This is a genomic window from Roseateles agri, assembly GCF_034043675.1.
Lineage (GTDB): Bacteria > Pseudomonadota > Gammaproteobacteria > Burkholderiales > Burkholderiaceae_C > KK5.
Window position 1 is genome coordinate 40,284 of record NZ_JAXCLA010000011.1, and the last position, 15,760, is coordinate 56,043.

Below are 15,760 nucleotides of genomic sequence, written 5' to 3' on the forward strand. Positions count from 1 at the left end.
CACAGCATCACCGATGACGAACCTGCCCTACATCAAGCTCACGATCGTCGCGATCTTCGTGCTCAGCACCATCTACGTCCACCTGCGCGGGCGCGAGCGCCTGGGCTTCTGGCGCCAGCTGACGGATCATTCGACCTTCATGGCGCCGATCAACTGCTTCATGTACCTGTTCTCCAAGGTCAGCAGCCGCAAGCCCTACCTGCCGGTTACCGAGCTCGCGGGCCTGGACAAGCTGCAGGCGAACTGGGAAGCGATCCGCGCGGAGGCCGTGGCGATGTCGCAGCAGGGCGCGATCCGCGCGTCCGACAAGTACGACGACGCCGGTTTCAACTCCTTCTTCAAGACCGGCTGGAAGCGCTTCTACCTGAAGTGGTACGACCAGGCCCACCCCTCCGCCGCCGAGCTGTGCCCGGTAACGACCGCGCTGCTACGCGAGATCCCGAACGTCAAGGCCGCGATGTTCGCCGAGCTGCCACCGGGCAGCCGCCTGGTGCGCCACCGCGACCCCTTCGCCGGCTCGCTGCGCTACCACCTGGGCCTGGTGACGCCCAACGACGACGGCTGCTACATCGACGTCGACGGCCAGCGCTACAGCTGGCGCGACGGCCAGGGCGTCGTCTTCGACGAGACCTTCCTGCACTGGGCCGAGAACACCACGAACGTCAACCGCATCATCCTGTTCTGCGACATCGAGCGCCCGATGACCTGGGGCCCCGCCGCCGCGGTGAACCGCTTCATCAGCCGCCACCTGATCGCCGCGGCCAGCGCACCGAACCGCGAGGGCGACAAGACCGGCGGGCTCAACAAGGCCTTCGCCTACGTCCAGCAGTTCCGCCTCTGGGCCAAGGGCGTGAAGCAGCGCAGCCGCCTGCTGTACTACGTGCTGAAGTGGCTGCTGTTCGGCGGCCTGCTCGCCTGGTGGCTGCTGGCCTGAGGACGACAACGAAAAAGGGCGCCGAGGCGCCCTTTTTCTTGCGTATCCGCTGAAGCAGCAGATTACTTCTTGGCGGCCTTCTTGGCCGGCTTGGCGGCAGCCTTCGGAGCCGGCGCAGCCTTGGCAGCCTTGCGAGCGGCAGCCTTCGGATCGACGGCGGCCTTGAAGCCGGTGCCCGGGGTGAACTTCGGCAGCTTGGCGGCGGCGATCTTGATCTTGTCGCCGGTGCTGGGGTTCACGCCGGTACGGGCGGCGCGCGAGTGCTGCTTGAAGGAGCCAAAGCCGGGGATGGAGACGGCGCCGCCCTTCTTCACGGTGGTGACGACGGCATCCAGCAGCGTTTCCAGGATGCGGCCCGCTTCGGCCTTGGTCAGTTCGTGCTTGGAGGCCAGGTGCTCAATCAGTTCGGTCTTGTTCATTCAGGATGGTCTCATCTCAATTTGGACGCCCGACGATCCGGGCGGTCGTATTGTCAATGAAATCGAGCCGATGCCGATGACGACTGGGGGAAACGTGAAGACCCACTCGGTAACGTGATGCAAGACCTGACCCCATAACGGCAATACTGCACGGATTGCCAAGGTCGAGCGGCACGACGAGCCGCAAACGAAAAGGGCCGTTGCTTTCGCAACGGCCCTTCGTATTTGGTGCCCAGGAGAGGACTCGAACCTCCACGGAGTTACCCGCTAGTACCTGAAACTAGTGCGTCTACCAATTCCGCCACCTGGGCTTTCAGGATTTTTTTTCGCTACTGGCTTGGCGTCAGCAGCGAAGAGATCGGACTATAGCACGGATTTTTCAGCCCAGGCAAGAGGTCATGCTGCGGCCGTCATCTTGAAGATGCCGGTCGCGTTGCCCGCGTCGAAGCCGAGGTCCAGCGCGCCTTCGATCAGCGAAGCGCGCTGGATGAACTCGTAGAACGAACCCGGCACCGTCAAGGTCACGACCTGACCCTCGTGCAGGAACACGCGCCGCACCTGCGCCGCGCGGAACGCGGTCTGGCGCACGCGGCCGGATGCCGAGGTCTCGATCGAGTCCTTGATCGGCCGCCCGAGCGCCCGCTGCGACAGCGCCACCGCATCGATGTCGGCGACACGGTCGGTCGCGTGGTTGAAGGCATTGCCCTCGGTCGCGATCCAGGCCATCTCGGCCGACTCGGCCAGCAGCGCCTGGTAATCGTCCTGCGTGAACAGCGGATGCTGGCGCGCGAAGCAGCGCTGCAGCGCGGGCAGCAGCTTCAGCGCCGCATGCCAGGGCAGCGTCTTGTCGCGCGACAGCGTCTCCAGCAGCGCCAGATCGGCCGGCACCAGCGGATCGATCGAGCCTTCCAGCACACGCCCCACGGTGGCCTGGAAGCCGGCCGAGAAGCGCTCCGGATGCAGCTCGGAGACGAAGAACTGCGCGATGTCCTCGGGCATGTCGGCATGGCGCCAGGACCGGCCGGTCATCTTCAGCTTGGGCAGCGGATAGGTCTCGGCATGGCGGTAGCCGAGCGGCCGCAGCACGCGCGTGATCGCCGCCTCGCCGGGCGGCAGCGCGCCGCTCGCCCAGGCCACCGTGCGCAGCGCGCCGTGGTCGAACACGATGCGTCCGCCGTCCTTGACGCACTCGCCGACGTAGTCGACCGCATCGGGCACGCGCAGCAGCAGGTCGCGGAACAGCAGCATGTTCAGCGCCTGCGCCAGCTCGGCGCGGCTGACGGTGTCACTGATCGGCTGCAGCAGCGAGGGCGCGACGTGCAGCTGGGCGAAGGTTTCGAGGGTGGCCGATTCGCCGAGCGAGGCCACCAGCAGGCGATGAAGGCCTGTCGTTGCAATATCCATCAGGAACTCAGATGTCGAATTTGACGCCCTGCGCCAGCGGCAGCTCGCGCGAGTAGTTGACCGTGTTGGTCGTGCGGCGCATGTAGGCCTTCCAGGCATCGGAGCCGGATTCGCGGCCACCGCCGGTTTCCTTCTCGCCGCCGAAGGCGCCGCCGATCTCGGCGCCGGAAGTGCCGATGTTGACGTTAGCGATGCCGCAGTCCGAACCGCTCGCGCTCATGAAGGCCTCGGCCTCGCGCACGTCGTTCGTGAAGATGGCCGAGGACAGGCCCTGCGGCACATCGTTCTGCAGCGCGATGGCCTGCTCCAGCGTCTCGTACTTCAGCGTGTAGAGGACGGGCGCAAAAGTCTCGCGCTTGACCACCTCGGTCTGCGCCGGCATGCGCACTAGCGCCGGCACGGCGTACCAGGCGTCCGGGTACTGCTCGGCCAGTGCGCGGCCGCCGCCGCTGACCTCGCCGCCCTGCACGCGCGCATCGGCCAGCGCCTGCTGCATCGCGTCAAAGGCGGCTGCGTCGATCAACGGGCCGATCAGGTGGCCGGCCACCGTCGGATCGCCGATCTTCAGCTGTGCGCGGGCGCGGTCCAGGCGGGCGACCAGCTCGTCGTGGATCGACGCATGAGCGATCACGCGGCGCGTGGTCGTGCAGCGCTGGCCGGCCGTGCCGTAGGCGCCGAACAGGATGCCGCGCACGGCCAGGTCCAGATCAGCGCTGGGCGTGACGATGATGGCGTTGTTGCCACCCAGCTCCAGCAGGCAGCGGCCGAAACGCGCGGCAACGCGCGGACCCACGGCGCGGCCCATGCGGGTCGAACCGGTGGCCGAGACGAGCGCGACGCGGTGGTCGTCCACCATCGCCTCGCCGACGGCGGCGCGGCCGTTCAGCACCTGCGACAGATGGGCCGGCGCCTTGCCGCCTTGGGCCACAAACGCCGCCACGGCCTTCTCGAACAGCGCCTGCGTGGCGAGTGCCGTCAGCGGCGTCTTCTCGCTGGGCTTCCAGATGCAGCTGTCGCCGGCGACCAGCGCCAGCGCCGCATTCCAGGCCCACACCGCCACCGGGAAGTTGAAGGCCGAGATGATGCCGACCACGCCCAGCGGCAGGTACTGCTCCATCATCCGGTGGCCGGGACGCTCGCTCGCGATCGTCAGGCCGTGCAGCTGGCGCGACTGGCCGACGGCAAAGTCGCAGATGTCGATCATCTCCTGCACCTCGCCCTCGCCTTCGCTGCTCACCTTGCCGGCTTCCAGCGAGACCAGGCGGGCCAGCGCGGCCTTGTTGGCGCGCAGTTCCTCGCCGAACAGGCGCACCAGCTCGCCGCGCTTGGGCGCGGGCACCGTGCGCCATTGCAGGAAGGCGTCATGAGCGCGGGCGACGGCTTCGCTCATTTGCGCCGGCGTGGCCTCGTGGACCGCGCCGAGCGGTGCGCCGTCGATCGGCGAGCGGACTTTCAGACTGCCGCCAGTGACGGCAGCCGCGGGAACGCCGAGGGCGTTCAGGACTTCTTGTGCATTCATCTTCGTATTGTCCCTTCAGCTTCAGCCGATGCTCTCGACCTGGCGCGACTGCTGGTAAGCCTTGCCGAAACGGTTGGCGAGGAACTCGGGCAGCTGGACTTCCTCCTGGCGCACGAAGCCCTTCTGCGGCAGCTTGCCCTCGCGGAACAGGTCCACAGCGGCGCAGATGCCGGCGGCCGTGGTGATCTGGATGGCCGACAGCGGGTTCGCACCGTCGCGCTCGGCGAAGATCTTGCGCGCGAACACTTCCTGCAGCAGCGAGCCGTTCTTCATGCCCGACACGGTGACGAAGACGAGGACCACGTCCTGCATCGTCGCCGGCATGCTCTTGCGCATGATGTCCTTGAGCTTCTCCTGGTCGCTCTTGAGCTGCAGGTCTTCCAGCAGGAACTGCATCAGCTCGCGGTGGCCGGGGTAGCGCACCGTCTTGTAGTCGAGGTTGCGCACCTTGCCGTCCCAGGTCTCGCACAGCGTGCCCAGGCCACCGGAGGTGTTGAAGGCCTCGTACTCGGTGCCGTCCAGCGAGAAATGCTCCAGGCCTTCCAGCGGCAGCGCCTCGATCGCGCGGCCGTCGTGGATCGCCTCGCAGGGGTGGCAGTACTCGTTGATCAGGCCGTCGACGCTCCAGGTCAGGTTGTACTTCAGCGCATTGGTCGGGAAGGCGGGCAGCGCGCCGACGCGCATCTTCACGTCGTGCAGGGTGTCGAAGCTCTTGGCCAGATGGTGAGCGACGATGCCGATGAAGCCCGGCGCCAGGCCGCACTGCGGCATGAAGGCGGTCTTGGCGCCTTCGGCGATGCGCTTGATCTCCTTGGTCGCGGCCACGTCTTCGGTGAGGTCGAAGTAGTGGCAGCCGGCTTCCAGGGCCAGGTGAGCGGCGGTGATGGCCAGGTGGTAGGGCAGCGCGTTGACCACGGTGTCCTTGCCGCGCAGCGCGGCGGCAAGAGCCTTCGTGTCCTCGGTGTCGACATGCGCGGCACCGATGCCCTCGGCCGTCAGCTTGGCCAGCGCGCCGGCGTTCTTGTCGATCACGGTGACTTCGTAGTCGCCGGTGGCGTGCAGCAGGCGGGCGATGGTCTGGCCGATGTGGCCGGCGCCGAGCAGAGCGACTTTCATTTCTTAGATCCTTCAGAGAGAACAACGACTTGGATGCCGTCGAGTCTAGAAATTAGGACTGACGAAAGAAAGCGAGAGTTCGACGAAAAATAAGACGATTCGGACGATATGACCGATCAATAATCCAAACCGTCCATTTCAAGGGTTTCACCCGATGAGCGCTGCCAGCGACCCGACCGACCGCCAATTGATCGCCCTGCTGCAGGCCAACGCCCGCGCCAGCACGGCAGATCTCGCCCGCAAACTGGGCATCGCCCGCACCACCGTGGTGGCGCGGCTGGCGCGGCTGGAGGCCTCGGGCACGATCGTGGGCTACACGGCCCGCCTGGGCAGCGACGCGGCCGATCGCGGCGTCCAGGCATTCGTCGGCATCACCGTGCAGCCGAAGGCAGGCCGCGAGGTCGTGCGTCGGCTGGGCGGCTTCCCCGAGCTGCGGCAGCTCGCCTCGGTGAGCGGCGAGTTCGACTACATGGCGGTGCTGCGCGCTGAATCGACGATGCGGCTCGATGCGCTGCTCGACGAGATCGGCGACATCGAGGGTGTGATCAAAACCACAAGTTCGGTCGTTCTCGCGCTGCGCGTCGACAGAAACGCCTGATTGCGGGGGATCCGGCCCTTCCCTGGCACGGGGCTTGCGCGTTACATCTACGTCACCCGGGGGGTTCGGGTCACGAGGAGCACAAGATGAGCAACGGCAAAGTCATGATCACGCGCCGCACGCATCGCGGCATGGTGACGGCGATGAAGGTCCTCGCGCTGGTAGCGCTCAGCTGGGGCGTGGCGTTCCCGGCGCTGTTCTGGAGCCTGAATCGCCTGATCAACTAAGCCCGCGGGTGCGCGCCATCAGGCGCGCCATGCCCAGCAGCGCATCGAGGAAGGGCGTGTCCATGCGCAGGTGTTGAGCCACCTCGCGCACCGCGCCGAGCAACGCATCGATTTCCAGCGGCCGGCCCGCCTCGGCGTCCTGCAGCATCGAGGTCTTGAACTCGCCGAGCCCGCGCGTGATCGCGTGGCGGTCTTCCGGCTGCTGATCGACCTTGCAGCCGATGCGCTCGCCGATCACCGCCGCCTCGCGCATGATCGAGGTGGTGAAGCGCACGAGCAGCTCGTCGGCCATGATGCGATCCGTCGTCGCGCCGGTCAGCGCGGAGATCGGATTCGTCGTCATGTTCCCCCACAGCTTGAACCAGATGTCGCGCTGGATCCGCTCGGTGAGCGTCGCATTGAACCCGGCCCGGCCCAGCAGCGCCACCAGTTCTTCGACATGAGCGGGCCGGCCGCCCGCCGGGGCGCCGACGATCAGGCCGTTGCCCATCACGTGCCGCACCAAGCCCGGCTCCGGCGTCGCGCAGCTCGCATGCACGACGCAGCCGATCACCCGCTCGGTCGGGATCAGTTCGCCGATCGCGCCGCCCGGGTCCACGGACTCCAGCTTCAGGCCCCGGGCCTCGCCGTCCAGCCCGTCGAAGAACCACCAGGGCACGCCGTTCATCGCCACCAGCACGTGCGTCTGCGGCCCCAGCATCGCCTTGACGGCGGGCGCCACCGAGCGCAGTGCGGCCCCTTGACCGCGACGACGATCAGGTCCTGCGGACCCAGGTCATGCGGATCGCTGCTGGCATGCACCGGCACCACGAGCCGCTGGTCGGCGATGTCCATGCGCAGGCCGTGCTCGCGCACCGCCTCCAGCGTGAGGCCGCGTGCCAGCGCGCTGAGCCTCACTTCGCCGCCGAGCCGGTGACCGAGTTGCGCGCCCAGCCAGCCGCCGATGGCGCCGGCCCCCACGATGCAGATCTTCATGACCATCAGTCTCGCACAGGCCTCAGCGACGGCCGTGGATCGTCAGCTGCAGCCAGGCCGATTCGAGCAGCGGCACGTCGATGCCGGACTGCCGTGCCCGCGCGACCAGGTCGCCCAGGATGGTGTCCGATTCCAGCGGCGCGCCGGCCTGCAGGTCGCGGTACATGCTGGAGGCCGATGACGATCCCGGCTGCGTGAGGAAGGCGGCCGCGTTGTCCAGCACCTCGGCGCGCGGCGCGAAGCCGGCCGCCGTGGCCACCGCCGCGCTTTCGTGCAACAGGCGCAGGGCCAGCGCCGCGCCGTGCGGCACCGCCTCGATCTCGCCGATAGTGGCGCGCAGCAGGCAGCAGATGCCGCCCAGCGAGGCGAGGAAAACCCACTTCTCCCACAGCTCCTGGTCGATGTCCTCGGCCCGCCGGGCTTCGAAGCCGGCGCCCTGCAGCGCGGCATCCAGCGCGGCGAGGTCGAAGTCACCGGCCGCCGTGCCGCGCCGCAGGCCGTAGGCCAGCTTGTGCAGCGGACTCATCTGCACGATGCGCCCCGCCTCGTCGAGCGTGGCGGCGATGAGGCTGACGCCGCCCAGCACGGCGTCCGCGCCGAAGCGGGCGCTGAGCGTGTCGATGTGTCGCATGCCGTTGAGCACCGGCAGGATCCGCGTTTGCGGGCCGACGGCCGGCGCGAAATCCTCGATCGCCGCGTCGAGCGCATAGGACTTCACGCTCAGCAGGACCAGGTCGAAGGTGCGACCGGCCAGTTCGCCGGCCGTCAGCAGCGGCGGGTGCAGGGTCGCATCGCCGTGCGGGCTGCGGATCTGAAGGCCCTCCGCGCGGAGCTTCGCGGCGCGTGCGGGGCGGACGAGAAAGCTCACGTCACGATCCTGTTGGAACATGCGGCCACCGTAGTAGCCGCCCGTGGCGCCAGCGCCGACGACGAGGATACGCATCATCCGTTCAGCGTATCAGCCCGCCGGTCACCACGTCAGCGCTGCTGCAAATGCAACTCCGCGGCGACGGGGGATTCGATTTCGCCGGCCTCTGCGCTGGCTTCTTCGCTGACCTTCGGCGCCCACTCCCACCGCATCAGGAAGGCGGCACTGGCCGCCCCCAGCAGCAGGAACAGGAAGATCGCCAGCATCGGCAGCGTGTAGCTGCCATGACCCAGGTGCAGCAGCCAGCCCGAGAGGCTCGCGGACACGCCGCCGGCCAGGCTGGTCGCCACCTGCTGCAGGCCCGTGTTCAGGCCCACGGCCGGTTTCGGGATCAAGGTCAGCTTGACCAGCGCGAGGTTGTTGGCCGTCACCAGGCCCAGCAGCGAGAGCGAGACGATGTTCCAGAACAGCGCCGTCTGCACCGTGTCCGCATGGACGCCCAGCAGCACCGTGGTGCCGCCGAGGAAGCCGGCCACGATGAAGGACTTGCGCACCTTCACGGCGTCGCGGCCGCGGGCGATCAGGCGGTCCGCCATCCAGCCGGCCCAGGCCGCCACGGCGGCGATGCCCACGAAGCTGAAGAAGGTGTAGAGGCCCGAGTCCTGCAGCGAGAGCCCGCGCTGCTCGACCAGGTAGGCCGGCATCCAGGTCATGCAGAAGAAGGTGAAGTAGCTGTAGCAGAAGTTGTTGACCATGCCGCCCCAGACGACCGGGCTGATCAGCAGGTTGCGCAGCGGCACGGTGGCCGCGCGCTTGCGGCGCTGGGCCAGTTCCTGCCGGTCCGGGAAGTCGTTCCTCAGCATCCGCAGCCAGGGCGCCAGCCACAGCAGGCCCGCCAGGCCGGTGACGATGAACATCATGCTCCAGGAGCTGACCGAGATCAGCCAGGCCGCCACCGGCGCGCCCAGCGCCGGGCCCATCTTGCCGCCGATGGAGTAGATGCCCAGCGCCGTGCCCTTGCGGGTCTCGTCGAAGTTGTTGGCGAGATAGCGGTAGGTGGCCGGCACCACCACGGCCTCGGCCACGCCGATCAGCAGCCGCATCAGGATCAGGCCGTAGAAGGTCGTCATCAGGCCGGTGGCTGCGGCCGCCAGGCACCACAGCAGGAAGCAGACCGCGTAGGGCCACTTGACGCCGTAGCGGTCCACCAGCCAGCCCATCGGCAGCTGCAGCAGGCCGTAGGACCAGAACATCGCCGAGCCGAGCCAGCCCCGCTCGATATTGCTCAGCGAGAACTCGGTGACGAAGTGGTGGTCCGCCAATGCCGACGAGAGGCTGGTGCGGTCGACGAAGGAAATCATCAGGCCCAGCGCGAGCAACACGAGGATGCCCCATCGGTTTTCGGGCCGTCCCGTCTTTTCCTGCTGCGTGTTCATCTATTTGTCTCCTGCTTGTATTTATTGTTCTGTTCGCGAGACCCGGTCAGCCGAGGTTACCCGTTATGTCGTCGAACAGCTCATCGACGCTGAGGCGCCGCGGGATGATCTTCTGGTCCAGCGCCCAGTCGATGGCAAGCTGGATGCCCTTGCGGTTCGCTTCCAGCCCCAGCGGCGGGAAGACCTTGGGCGCGCCGCCCTCGGCCTGCTCGCGGCTCTCCTTGATCATGCGGTAGATCTCGCGCACGGCCTCCGGATGATTCTTCGACACGTCCTGGTGGACGACGAACATGTGGTTGATCGGCACGACGTTCTCGCGCGCGAACCAGTCCTTGGCCGCGTTCATCGCGTCCGGCACCAGGGTGCGCACGCGCGGGTCCTTGGGCATGTCCTCGCCCAGCAGCGCGGCGGCGAGCTCGCCCTTGAGCATCATCTCGGGGATGTTCGATCCGGCCGGCAGGCGCTGGCAGTTCGCCGGATCCTTGTACTCGGCCAGGTGACCGTCGCCCAGGGTCATCCAGGTGACCTTGTCCAGGTCCACGCCGTACTCGTGACGCAGGATGCCGCGGATCCACAGCGCCGTGGTCTGCGTGTAGGTGCGCACGCCGACCTTCCTGCCTTCGATGTCCTTGGGCGCCAGCTCGCCGAAGTCGACGTTGAAGCCCGCGCAGTGGTGCTGGAAGCGGCCGGAGATCGGCGCGGGCAGCAGCACGTAGGGCTTGCCGTAGGCCTTGGCCTGCAGAAAGGTGACGATGGCCAGTTCGCCGGCGTCGAACTGGTTCTCGCGCACCATGGCCTTGAAGCCGTTGTGCGCGGGCGTGGGGCCGCAGTAGTCGAGCGTGACGAGGTCGGAGCGGACGCGGCCGTCCTTCATCGCCTTGGTGACGGCGTAGTCGGCCAGGTTCGTGCGCAGGGTGGGCGCCATGTGATTTGTCTCCAATGGAATCAGAGCCTGACTTCGATCAGGCGGGGGCCCGGCTCGCGGTTCGCGTCGGTGAGGGCCTTGTGGAAGCTCTGCGCGTCTTCGACGGCGATGGCCGGCACGCCCATACTGCGGGCCATGGCCAGCCAGTCGATGCGCGGCTTGTCGATGTCGATCATCGACAGCGCCCGCTCGCTGGGCGTGCCCGCACCCATATTGGCGTACTCGGCCTTCAGGATCGCGTAGCTGTTGTTGGCGAAGATGATCGTCGTGATGTTCAGGTTCTCACGCGCCTGGGTCCACAGCGACTGGATCGTGTACATCGCCGAGCCGTCGCCCACCATGCAGACGACGCGGCGGTCCGGGCAGGCCAGCGCCGCGCCGGTGGCCACGGGCGTGGCGTAGCCGATGCTGCCGCCCATGTTGTTGATCAGGTCGTGCGGCAACGCGCCCATCGTCAGGCCCATCGATTCGCGGCCCGTGGTCAGCGACTCGTCGACGACGATGGCGTTCTCGGGGATGCCGGCGGCCAGCGCGTGGGCGATGGACAGCGGGTTCAGCGCGCCGCTGGGCACCGGGGTCTCGATGCGGGGCTGCAGTCTGGGCGCGACGTTCCGTGCGCCGAGCGCCTCCAGCAGCATCTCGAAGGCGAGTTCGCTGTCCTCGTCGGCCTCGACCAGCGGATGCACCGCCGTGCCCTCGGCCTTCAGCAGGCTGGGCTTGTCCGGGTAGGCGAAGAAGGCGACCGGCTCGCGGGTCTCGACGGTGACGATGTGCTTGAAGCCTTTCAGGAAGGCCTGCGCCTGCGGCACCGCGTAGGGGATGCGCTCGATCGGCACCCGCCCTGCCCCGCGCTCGATGCGGGCGGTGAAGAACTGCGAGCCCAGCCGCGCGCCGGTGGCCGCGGCGACGCGGCCGGCGTGTTCGAGCGCCTTGCCGCGGGTGGCCTTGTTGGCCAGGATGATCAGCGCGGGTTCGCCGGACTTGAGGATGCGGGCGACATGCTCGATGCGCTCGGCGCTGGGGACCTTACGACGCGGCTGCGGGTTCGCCGGCAGCACGCGCGTGCCCGTGACCTGCTGCCAGGAGGTGTCGCCGGGCAGGATCAGGGTGGCGATCTGGCCGGGGTGTTCGCTGGCCTTGGCGACGGCCTGCGCCGTGTCCCAGGCGATGGCATCGGCCGAGTCGGCGCGGCGCACCCAGTGGCTCAGCGGACGGGCGAGGCCTTCGATGTCGGAGGTCAGCGGCGGGTCGTACTTGAGGTGGGAGACGGAGTGCTCGCCAACGACGTTGACCATGCCGGAGCTGGCGCGCTTGGCGTTGTGGATGTTGGCCAGGCCGTTGGCCAGGCCCGGGCCCAGGTGCAGCAAGGTGGACGCAGGCTGGTCCTTCATCCGCCACCAGCCGTCGGCCGCGCCGGTGGCGATGCCTTCGAACAGGCACAGCACCGGGCGCATCTTCGGGTTGGAGCCCAGCGCCGCGAGGAAGTGCATCTCGGAAGTGCCGGGGTTGGCGAAGCAGATGTCCACGCCCTGGTCGACCAGGGTCGCGACCAGCGACTCAGCGCCGTTCATGGTGCCGCTCATCATCAGTACGGCGTTGCGGGCGCGGCCGGCGTGCCGATGTCGCGCGCCAGGCTGACGACGCCATAGGTCTTCTGCGGGGCGGACATCAGCAGGCCGTAGCCCTGCTCGACCAGCGAGCGGAAGTTCTTGGCCGTGGTGTGCGGGTTGCCGACGCAGACCTTGTGCTTCTTGCAGGTCTCGACGATGCGGCGCATCGCATCCTGCACCTCGGGATGTTCGTACTGGCGCGGGAAGCCCAGTTCCTGGCTCAGGTCGCCCTCGCCGATCAGGATGAAGCCGACGCCGGGCACGTTGGCCAGGATGTCGTCCAGGTTCTCGATCGCCTGGGTGCTTTCGCACATCAGGCCCACCAGGATCTCGCCTTCCGGCACCAGCGGCCACACGTCGGCCTTGCGGTAGTAGTCGGCCATGCTGAGGCCCCAGTAGCGCGAGGCATTGGCCGGGCCGTCGCCGCGCACGCCCTTGGGCTCGTACAGCGGGGCGTTCTTGGGCCGCGCGTAGCGGCAGGAGGCGACGGCGTTGTAGGCCTGCTCGACGGTGGCCACATGCGGCCAGATCACGCCGTAGCAGCCGCGGTCCAGCACCTGCTTGGCGAAGCTCTGGTTCATCTCCACGCCGTTGGCGGGAATTCGGGCGATCGGCGTCACCTTGGGCGCGACGGAGCCGCTCTCCGCGATCTGCTTGCGGTTGAGCATGTACTGCAGCGCATCGCCCAGCGCGGACACGTCGTAGGGGTTGTGCTCCATCTCGTAGACGATGCCGTCATACGGCGCGTCGCTCATCTCGATGGCGGTCTGCTTGTCCAGCTTGGCGAAGGCCATGTGGGCCGGCTTGCCGGACTCGAAGGCCTTGATGATGCTGTTGAGGCGGGTGTTGCTCATGGTGCTTGTCTCGTTGTTTCGTTGTTCAGGCCAGGGCCGGATAGAGGCTCAGCGCCGTCTTGCCGAAGATCCACTCACGGTCCTGGACGCTGAGCGAGCTGAGCCCCGCCTGCGCGGTAGCCAGGATCTCGGCCAGGGTCCCGGGCGAGGTCGGGAAGTTCGAGCCCCAGGCCAGGCGGTTCGCGCCGAAGGCCTCGACGACCTTCGGGAAGAAGGTCTGGGCGCTGGCCTTCTCCTTCTTGACGTCGCCGAAGATCCGCGGCGTCAGCTTCATGAACAGGTTGGGCAGGTCGGCCATGTCGAACAGGCTCTGCGCGTTGGCGTACGGCGGGCCGTCGAGCACGTCCGGGCGGCCCAGGTGATCCAGGATGATGTTCACGTTGGGGAACTTCTCGGCCAGCATGCGCACCTGCGGCAGGCCGATCGGGCCGGTCTGGATGCACATCGGCAGGCCCAGCTCGGCGCACATCTCCCAGGCCCGGAAGCTCTTGGGGTTGTCCAGTTCGCTGGGGTCGAAGTCCTTGGTGGAGCCGCCGGTGAAGATGCGCAGCCCGGCCAGGCCTGCATCGGCCCAGCGCTTGATGACCTGGGGCACGTCGTCGGCCAGCATGTCCACCGAGCCGACGGCGACGAGCCGGTCTTTGTAGGCATTGCAGCCGTCGACGACATAGCTGTTGTCGAAGCCGTAGGTGGTGGACGAGTGGACGACGGCGGCCTTGGCCACGCCGGCAGCGTCCATCGCCGCGATTAGCGATTCCACGGTGCTGGGCCGCTCCTGCGACCAGTCCGAGCGCTTGCCGAACAGCGGCGCCGGCGGGTACTTCTTCTCGTCGTCCGAGATGATGTGCGGGTGGATGTCGATGTACTGCATGGCTTACAGGCCCTTGCTCTTCAGATGCTGGTCCAGGCGCGGATACACGCGCCGCGCATTGCCTTCGAAGATCGCGTGCTTGTCTTCGGCGGAGAGCGCCTCGCACTGGTCGACGTAGCGCTTGGTGTCGTCGAAGTAGTGGTTGGTGACCGGGTCCTTGCCGCGCACCGCGCCGATCATTTCGGAGCCGAACAGCACGTTCTTCACCGGGATCACCTTGGTCAGCAGCTCCACGCCGGGGTGGTGGTAGACGCAGGTGTCGAAGAAGACGTTGTCCAGCAGTCCTTCCAGCGGCCGCTTCATCATCTCCAGCGACATGCCGCGGTAGCGGCCCCAGTGGTAGGGCACGGCGCCGCCGCCGTGCGGGATCACCAGGCGCAACTGCGGGAAGTCCTTGAACACATCGCCCTGCAGCAGCTGCATGAAGACGGAGGTGTCGGCGTTCAGGTAGTGGGCGCCGGTGCCGTGGTGGCAGGCGTTGCAGGAGGCGGCGACGTGGATCATGGCCGGCACGTCCAGCTCGCACAGCGCCTCGTAGATCGGGTACCAGCTCTTGTCCGTCATCGGCAGGCCGCTCCAGTGGCCGCCGCTGGGATCGGGGTTCAGGTTGACACCGACGAAGCCCATCTCGTTGACGATGCGCTTGAGTTCCGGCACCGAGTTCTTCGGCGGCGCCAGCGGGCTCTGCGGCAGCATGCCCACGGGGACGAAGTTGTCCGGGTACATGTCGCAGACGCGGCGCACGAGGTCGTTGCTGATCTCGGCCCATTCGAGGCTGGTGCGCTCGTTGCCGAGGTGGTGGCTCATCAGGCCGGCGATGGGCGAGAACAGCGTGAGGTCGCCGCCGCGCTCCTGCTGCAGGCGCAGCTGGCCGTTGCCGACGCCTTCACGGATCTCGTCGTCGGAGACCCAGGCACCCTTGCGGTCGGGAGCGTTGGCCGGATCGTTGGCGGCGGCCACCTGGGCGGCGCGCCAGTCGCGGAAGGAGGCGGGGACGGTCGTGAAGTGACCGTGGCAGTCGATGATCATGATGCGGGGTCCGGAATCAAACGCGGGGGTCGACGAAGAGCTCGTTCATCGACATGCGGCGGGGGGTGAGGCCTTGCTTGAAGGCGGTCTGCTCCAGCGCCTCGATGGTCTTGCGGTTCTCCTCGATGCCGTAGGGCAGCGGGTCGGGGCCGACGATCTTCGTGAGGGCCTGGTACTTTTTGTCGCCGGCGTTTGTGGACGTGGGCAGCTTCTCCAGCCAGCGGCGCTTGGCTTCGGCGAAGGCGTCGTAGAGGGTCCTGGCGACTTCGGGGTGCTGGGCCAGCACGCTGTCCTTGACGACGATGGTGCCGTGCATCGGGTAGATGCCGGTACGGGCGTAGTAGGCCGCTTCGATCTCGGTCGCGTTGGGGAAGAGGTCGGGATAGTTGGCCTCGACTTCCTTCCAGCCGCCGGTGGGGTTGCCGGTGCGGCCGATGCCGGCGGCGGCGTCGAAGCCGGCCACCAGTTCGCCGTCGGCCATCATGTCGGCCAGCGGCCGGGTGGCCTGGATGACGTTGGCGGGGAGCTTCAGCTGGGTGACGTGTTCTTCGTCGTCGACGACCCAGGTGACCTTGTCGTTGTCCAGGCCGTATTCGTCGATCAGCACCTGGCGGGTCCACACGCCGGTGGTCACCGAGTAGGCGCGCACGCCCACCTTCTTGCCTTCGAGATCCTTGGGGACGCGGATGTTGGCATCCGGGCGCACCAGCAGGCCGCCGTGGTGGAAGCGACGCACGACGAAGATCGGCAGCGCGACGAAGGGGGCGCCGTAGGCGCGGGCGATGATGTAGGTGGTGGGAGCGAGTTCGCAGACGTCGAACTCGTGGTCCCGCACCATGCGGCGGAAGGCGCCGATCTGGGGCTTCACCGTGATGAACTCGGCATCGATGCCGGGCAGCGGGATCTCGCCGGATTTGATGCCCTCGGTCTGCGGGTGATCGGCGATGGCGATCTTCAGGTGGACGTTGGCCACTG

At 67.5% G+C, this 15,760-nt stretch carries 15 protein-coding genes, 1 tRNA gene and 1 pseudogene; 3 read left to right on the forward strand and 14 right to left on the reverse strand.

Going from position 1 to position 15,760, the window contains the following annotated elements:
* Positions 1 to 13: 13 nt before the first annotated feature.
* Positions 14 to 934: an aspartyl/asparaginyl beta-hydroxylase domain-containing protein gene (locus tag SNE35_RS29005; RefSeq protein WP_320426543.1), complete on the forward strand. Its 921-nt coding sequence runs from the start codon at positions 14 to 16 to the stop codon at positions 932 to 934.
* 62 nt (positions 935 to 996) lie between these two features.
* Here SNE35_RS29005 and SNE35_RS29010 read toward each other — a convergent pair whose 3' ends face one another.
* From SNE35_RS29010 to SNE35_RS29030, 5 genes are all read right to left on the reverse strand, one after another.
* Complete coding sequence (locus SNE35_RS29010) at positions 997 to 1,353, reverse strand: HU family DNA-binding protein (RefSeq protein WP_320426544.1); 357 nt, start codon at positions 1,351 to 1,353, stop codon at positions 997 to 999.
* A gap of 226 nt (positions 1,354 to 1,579) precedes the next feature.
* A tRNA-Leu gene (locus SNE35_RS29015) sits at positions 1,580 to 1,664 on the reverse strand.
* A gap of 85 nt (positions 1,665 to 1,749) precedes the next feature.
* Positions 1,750 to 2,757 carry a DUF1338 domain-containing protein gene (locus SNE35_RS29020; protein WP_320426545.1) on the reverse strand — a complete coding sequence of 336 codons (1,008 nt, stop codon included), beginning with the start codon at positions 2,755 to 2,757 and terminating at the stop codon, positions 1,750 to 1,752.
* A gap of 7 nt (positions 2,758 to 2,764) precedes the next feature.
* Positions 2,765 to 4,276 carry an L-piperidine-6-carboxylate dehydrogenase gene (gene amaB, locus SNE35_RS29025; RefSeq protein ID WP_320426546.1) on the reverse strand — a complete coding sequence of 504 codons (1,512 nt, stop codon included), beginning with the start codon at positions 4,274 to 4,276 and terminating at the stop codon, positions 2,765 to 2,767.
* A 21-nt stretch (positions 4,277 to 4,297) separates the two neighbouring features.
* Positions 4,298 to 5,392 (reverse strand): saccharopine dehydrogenase family protein, encoded by a 1,095-nt coding sequence (locus SNE35_RS29030; protein WP_320426547.1) that lies wholly within the window; start codon positions 5,390 to 5,392, stop codon positions 4,298 to 4,300.
* Positions 5,393 to 5,546: 154 nt separating this feature from the next.
* On the opposite strand from SNE35_RS29030, the gene SNE35_RS29035 reads away from it, so the two are divergent.
* Entirely contained in the window at positions 5,547 to 5,990 is a 444-nt protein-coding gene (locus SNE35_RS29035; protein WP_320426548.1) for an Lrp/AsnC family transcriptional regulator, read from the forward strand.
* A gap of 86 nt (positions 5,991 to 6,076) precedes the next feature.
* Positions 6,077 to 6,217: a hypothetical protein gene (locus SNE35_RS29040; RefSeq protein WP_320426549.1), complete on the forward strand. Its 141-nt coding sequence runs from the start codon at positions 6,077 to 6,079 to the stop codon at positions 6,215 to 6,217.
* Here SNE35_RS29040 and SNE35_RS29045 read toward each other — a convergent pair.
* From SNE35_RS29045 to SNE35_RS29085, 9 genes and pseudogenes are all read right to left on the reverse strand, one after another.
* Positions 6,210 to 7,192: pseudogene (locus tag SNE35_RS29045) on the reverse strand (2-dehydropantoate 2-reductase). The gene SNE35_RS29040 and the pseudogene SNE35_RS29045 sit on opposite strands and share 8 nt — an antisense overlap.
* Positions 7,193 to 7,214: 22 nt before the next feature.
* Positions 7,215 to 8,138: a ketopantoate reductase family protein gene (locus SNE35_RS29050; protein WP_320426550.1), complete on the reverse strand. Its 924-nt coding sequence runs from the start codon at positions 8,136 to 8,138 to the stop codon at positions 7,215 to 7,217.
* Positions 8,139 to 8,170: 32 nt separating this feature from the next.
* Positions 8,171 to 9,496, reverse strand: a complete 1,326-nt coding sequence (locus tag SNE35_RS29055; protein ID WP_320426551.1) for an MFS transporter — start codon at positions 9,494 to 9,496, stop codon at positions 8,171 to 8,173.
* Between the two features lie 46 nt (positions 9,497 to 9,542).
* Positions 9,543 to 10,421, reverse strand: coding sequence for a substrate-binding domain-containing protein (locus SNE35_RS29060; RefSeq protein ID WP_320426552.1), 879 nt, complete (start codon positions 10,419 to 10,421; stop codon positions 9,543 to 9,545).
* Positions 10,422 to 10,441: 20 nt separating this feature from the next.
* Positions 10,442 to 11,992, reverse strand: coding sequence for an acetolactate synthase large subunit (locus tag SNE35_RS29065; protein WP_320426553.1), 1,551 nt, complete (start codon positions 11,990 to 11,992; stop codon positions 10,442 to 10,444).
* 14 nt (positions 11,993 to 12,006) lie between these two features.
* The gene (locus SNE35_RS29070; RefSeq protein WP_320426554.1) at positions 12,007 to 12,885 is read right to left on the reverse strand and encodes an HpcH/HpaI aldolase family protein; all 879 of its coding nucleotides are present in this window, start codon (positions 12,883 to 12,885) and stop codon (positions 12,007 to 12,009) included.
* Between the two features lie 25 nt (positions 12,886 to 12,910).
* Positions 12,911 to 13,756, reverse strand: a complete 846-nt coding sequence (locus SNE35_RS29075) for an amidohydrolase family protein (protein ID WP_320426555.1) — start codon at positions 13,754 to 13,756, stop codon at positions 12,911 to 12,913.
* A 3-nt stretch (positions 13,757 to 13,759) separates the two neighbouring features.
* Positions 13,760 to 14,785, reverse strand: a complete 1,026-nt coding sequence (locus SNE35_RS29080) for an amidohydrolase family protein (RefSeq protein ID WP_320426556.1) — start codon at positions 14,783 to 14,785, stop codon at positions 13,760 to 13,762.
* 16 nt (positions 14,786 to 14,801) lie between these two features.
* Positions 14,802 to 15,758, reverse strand: a complete 957-nt coding sequence (locus SNE35_RS29085; RefSeq protein ID WP_320426557.1) for an ABC transporter substrate-binding protein — start codon at positions 15,756 to 15,758, stop codon at positions 14,802 to 14,804.
* Positions 15,759 to 15,760: the final 2 nt, after the last annotated feature.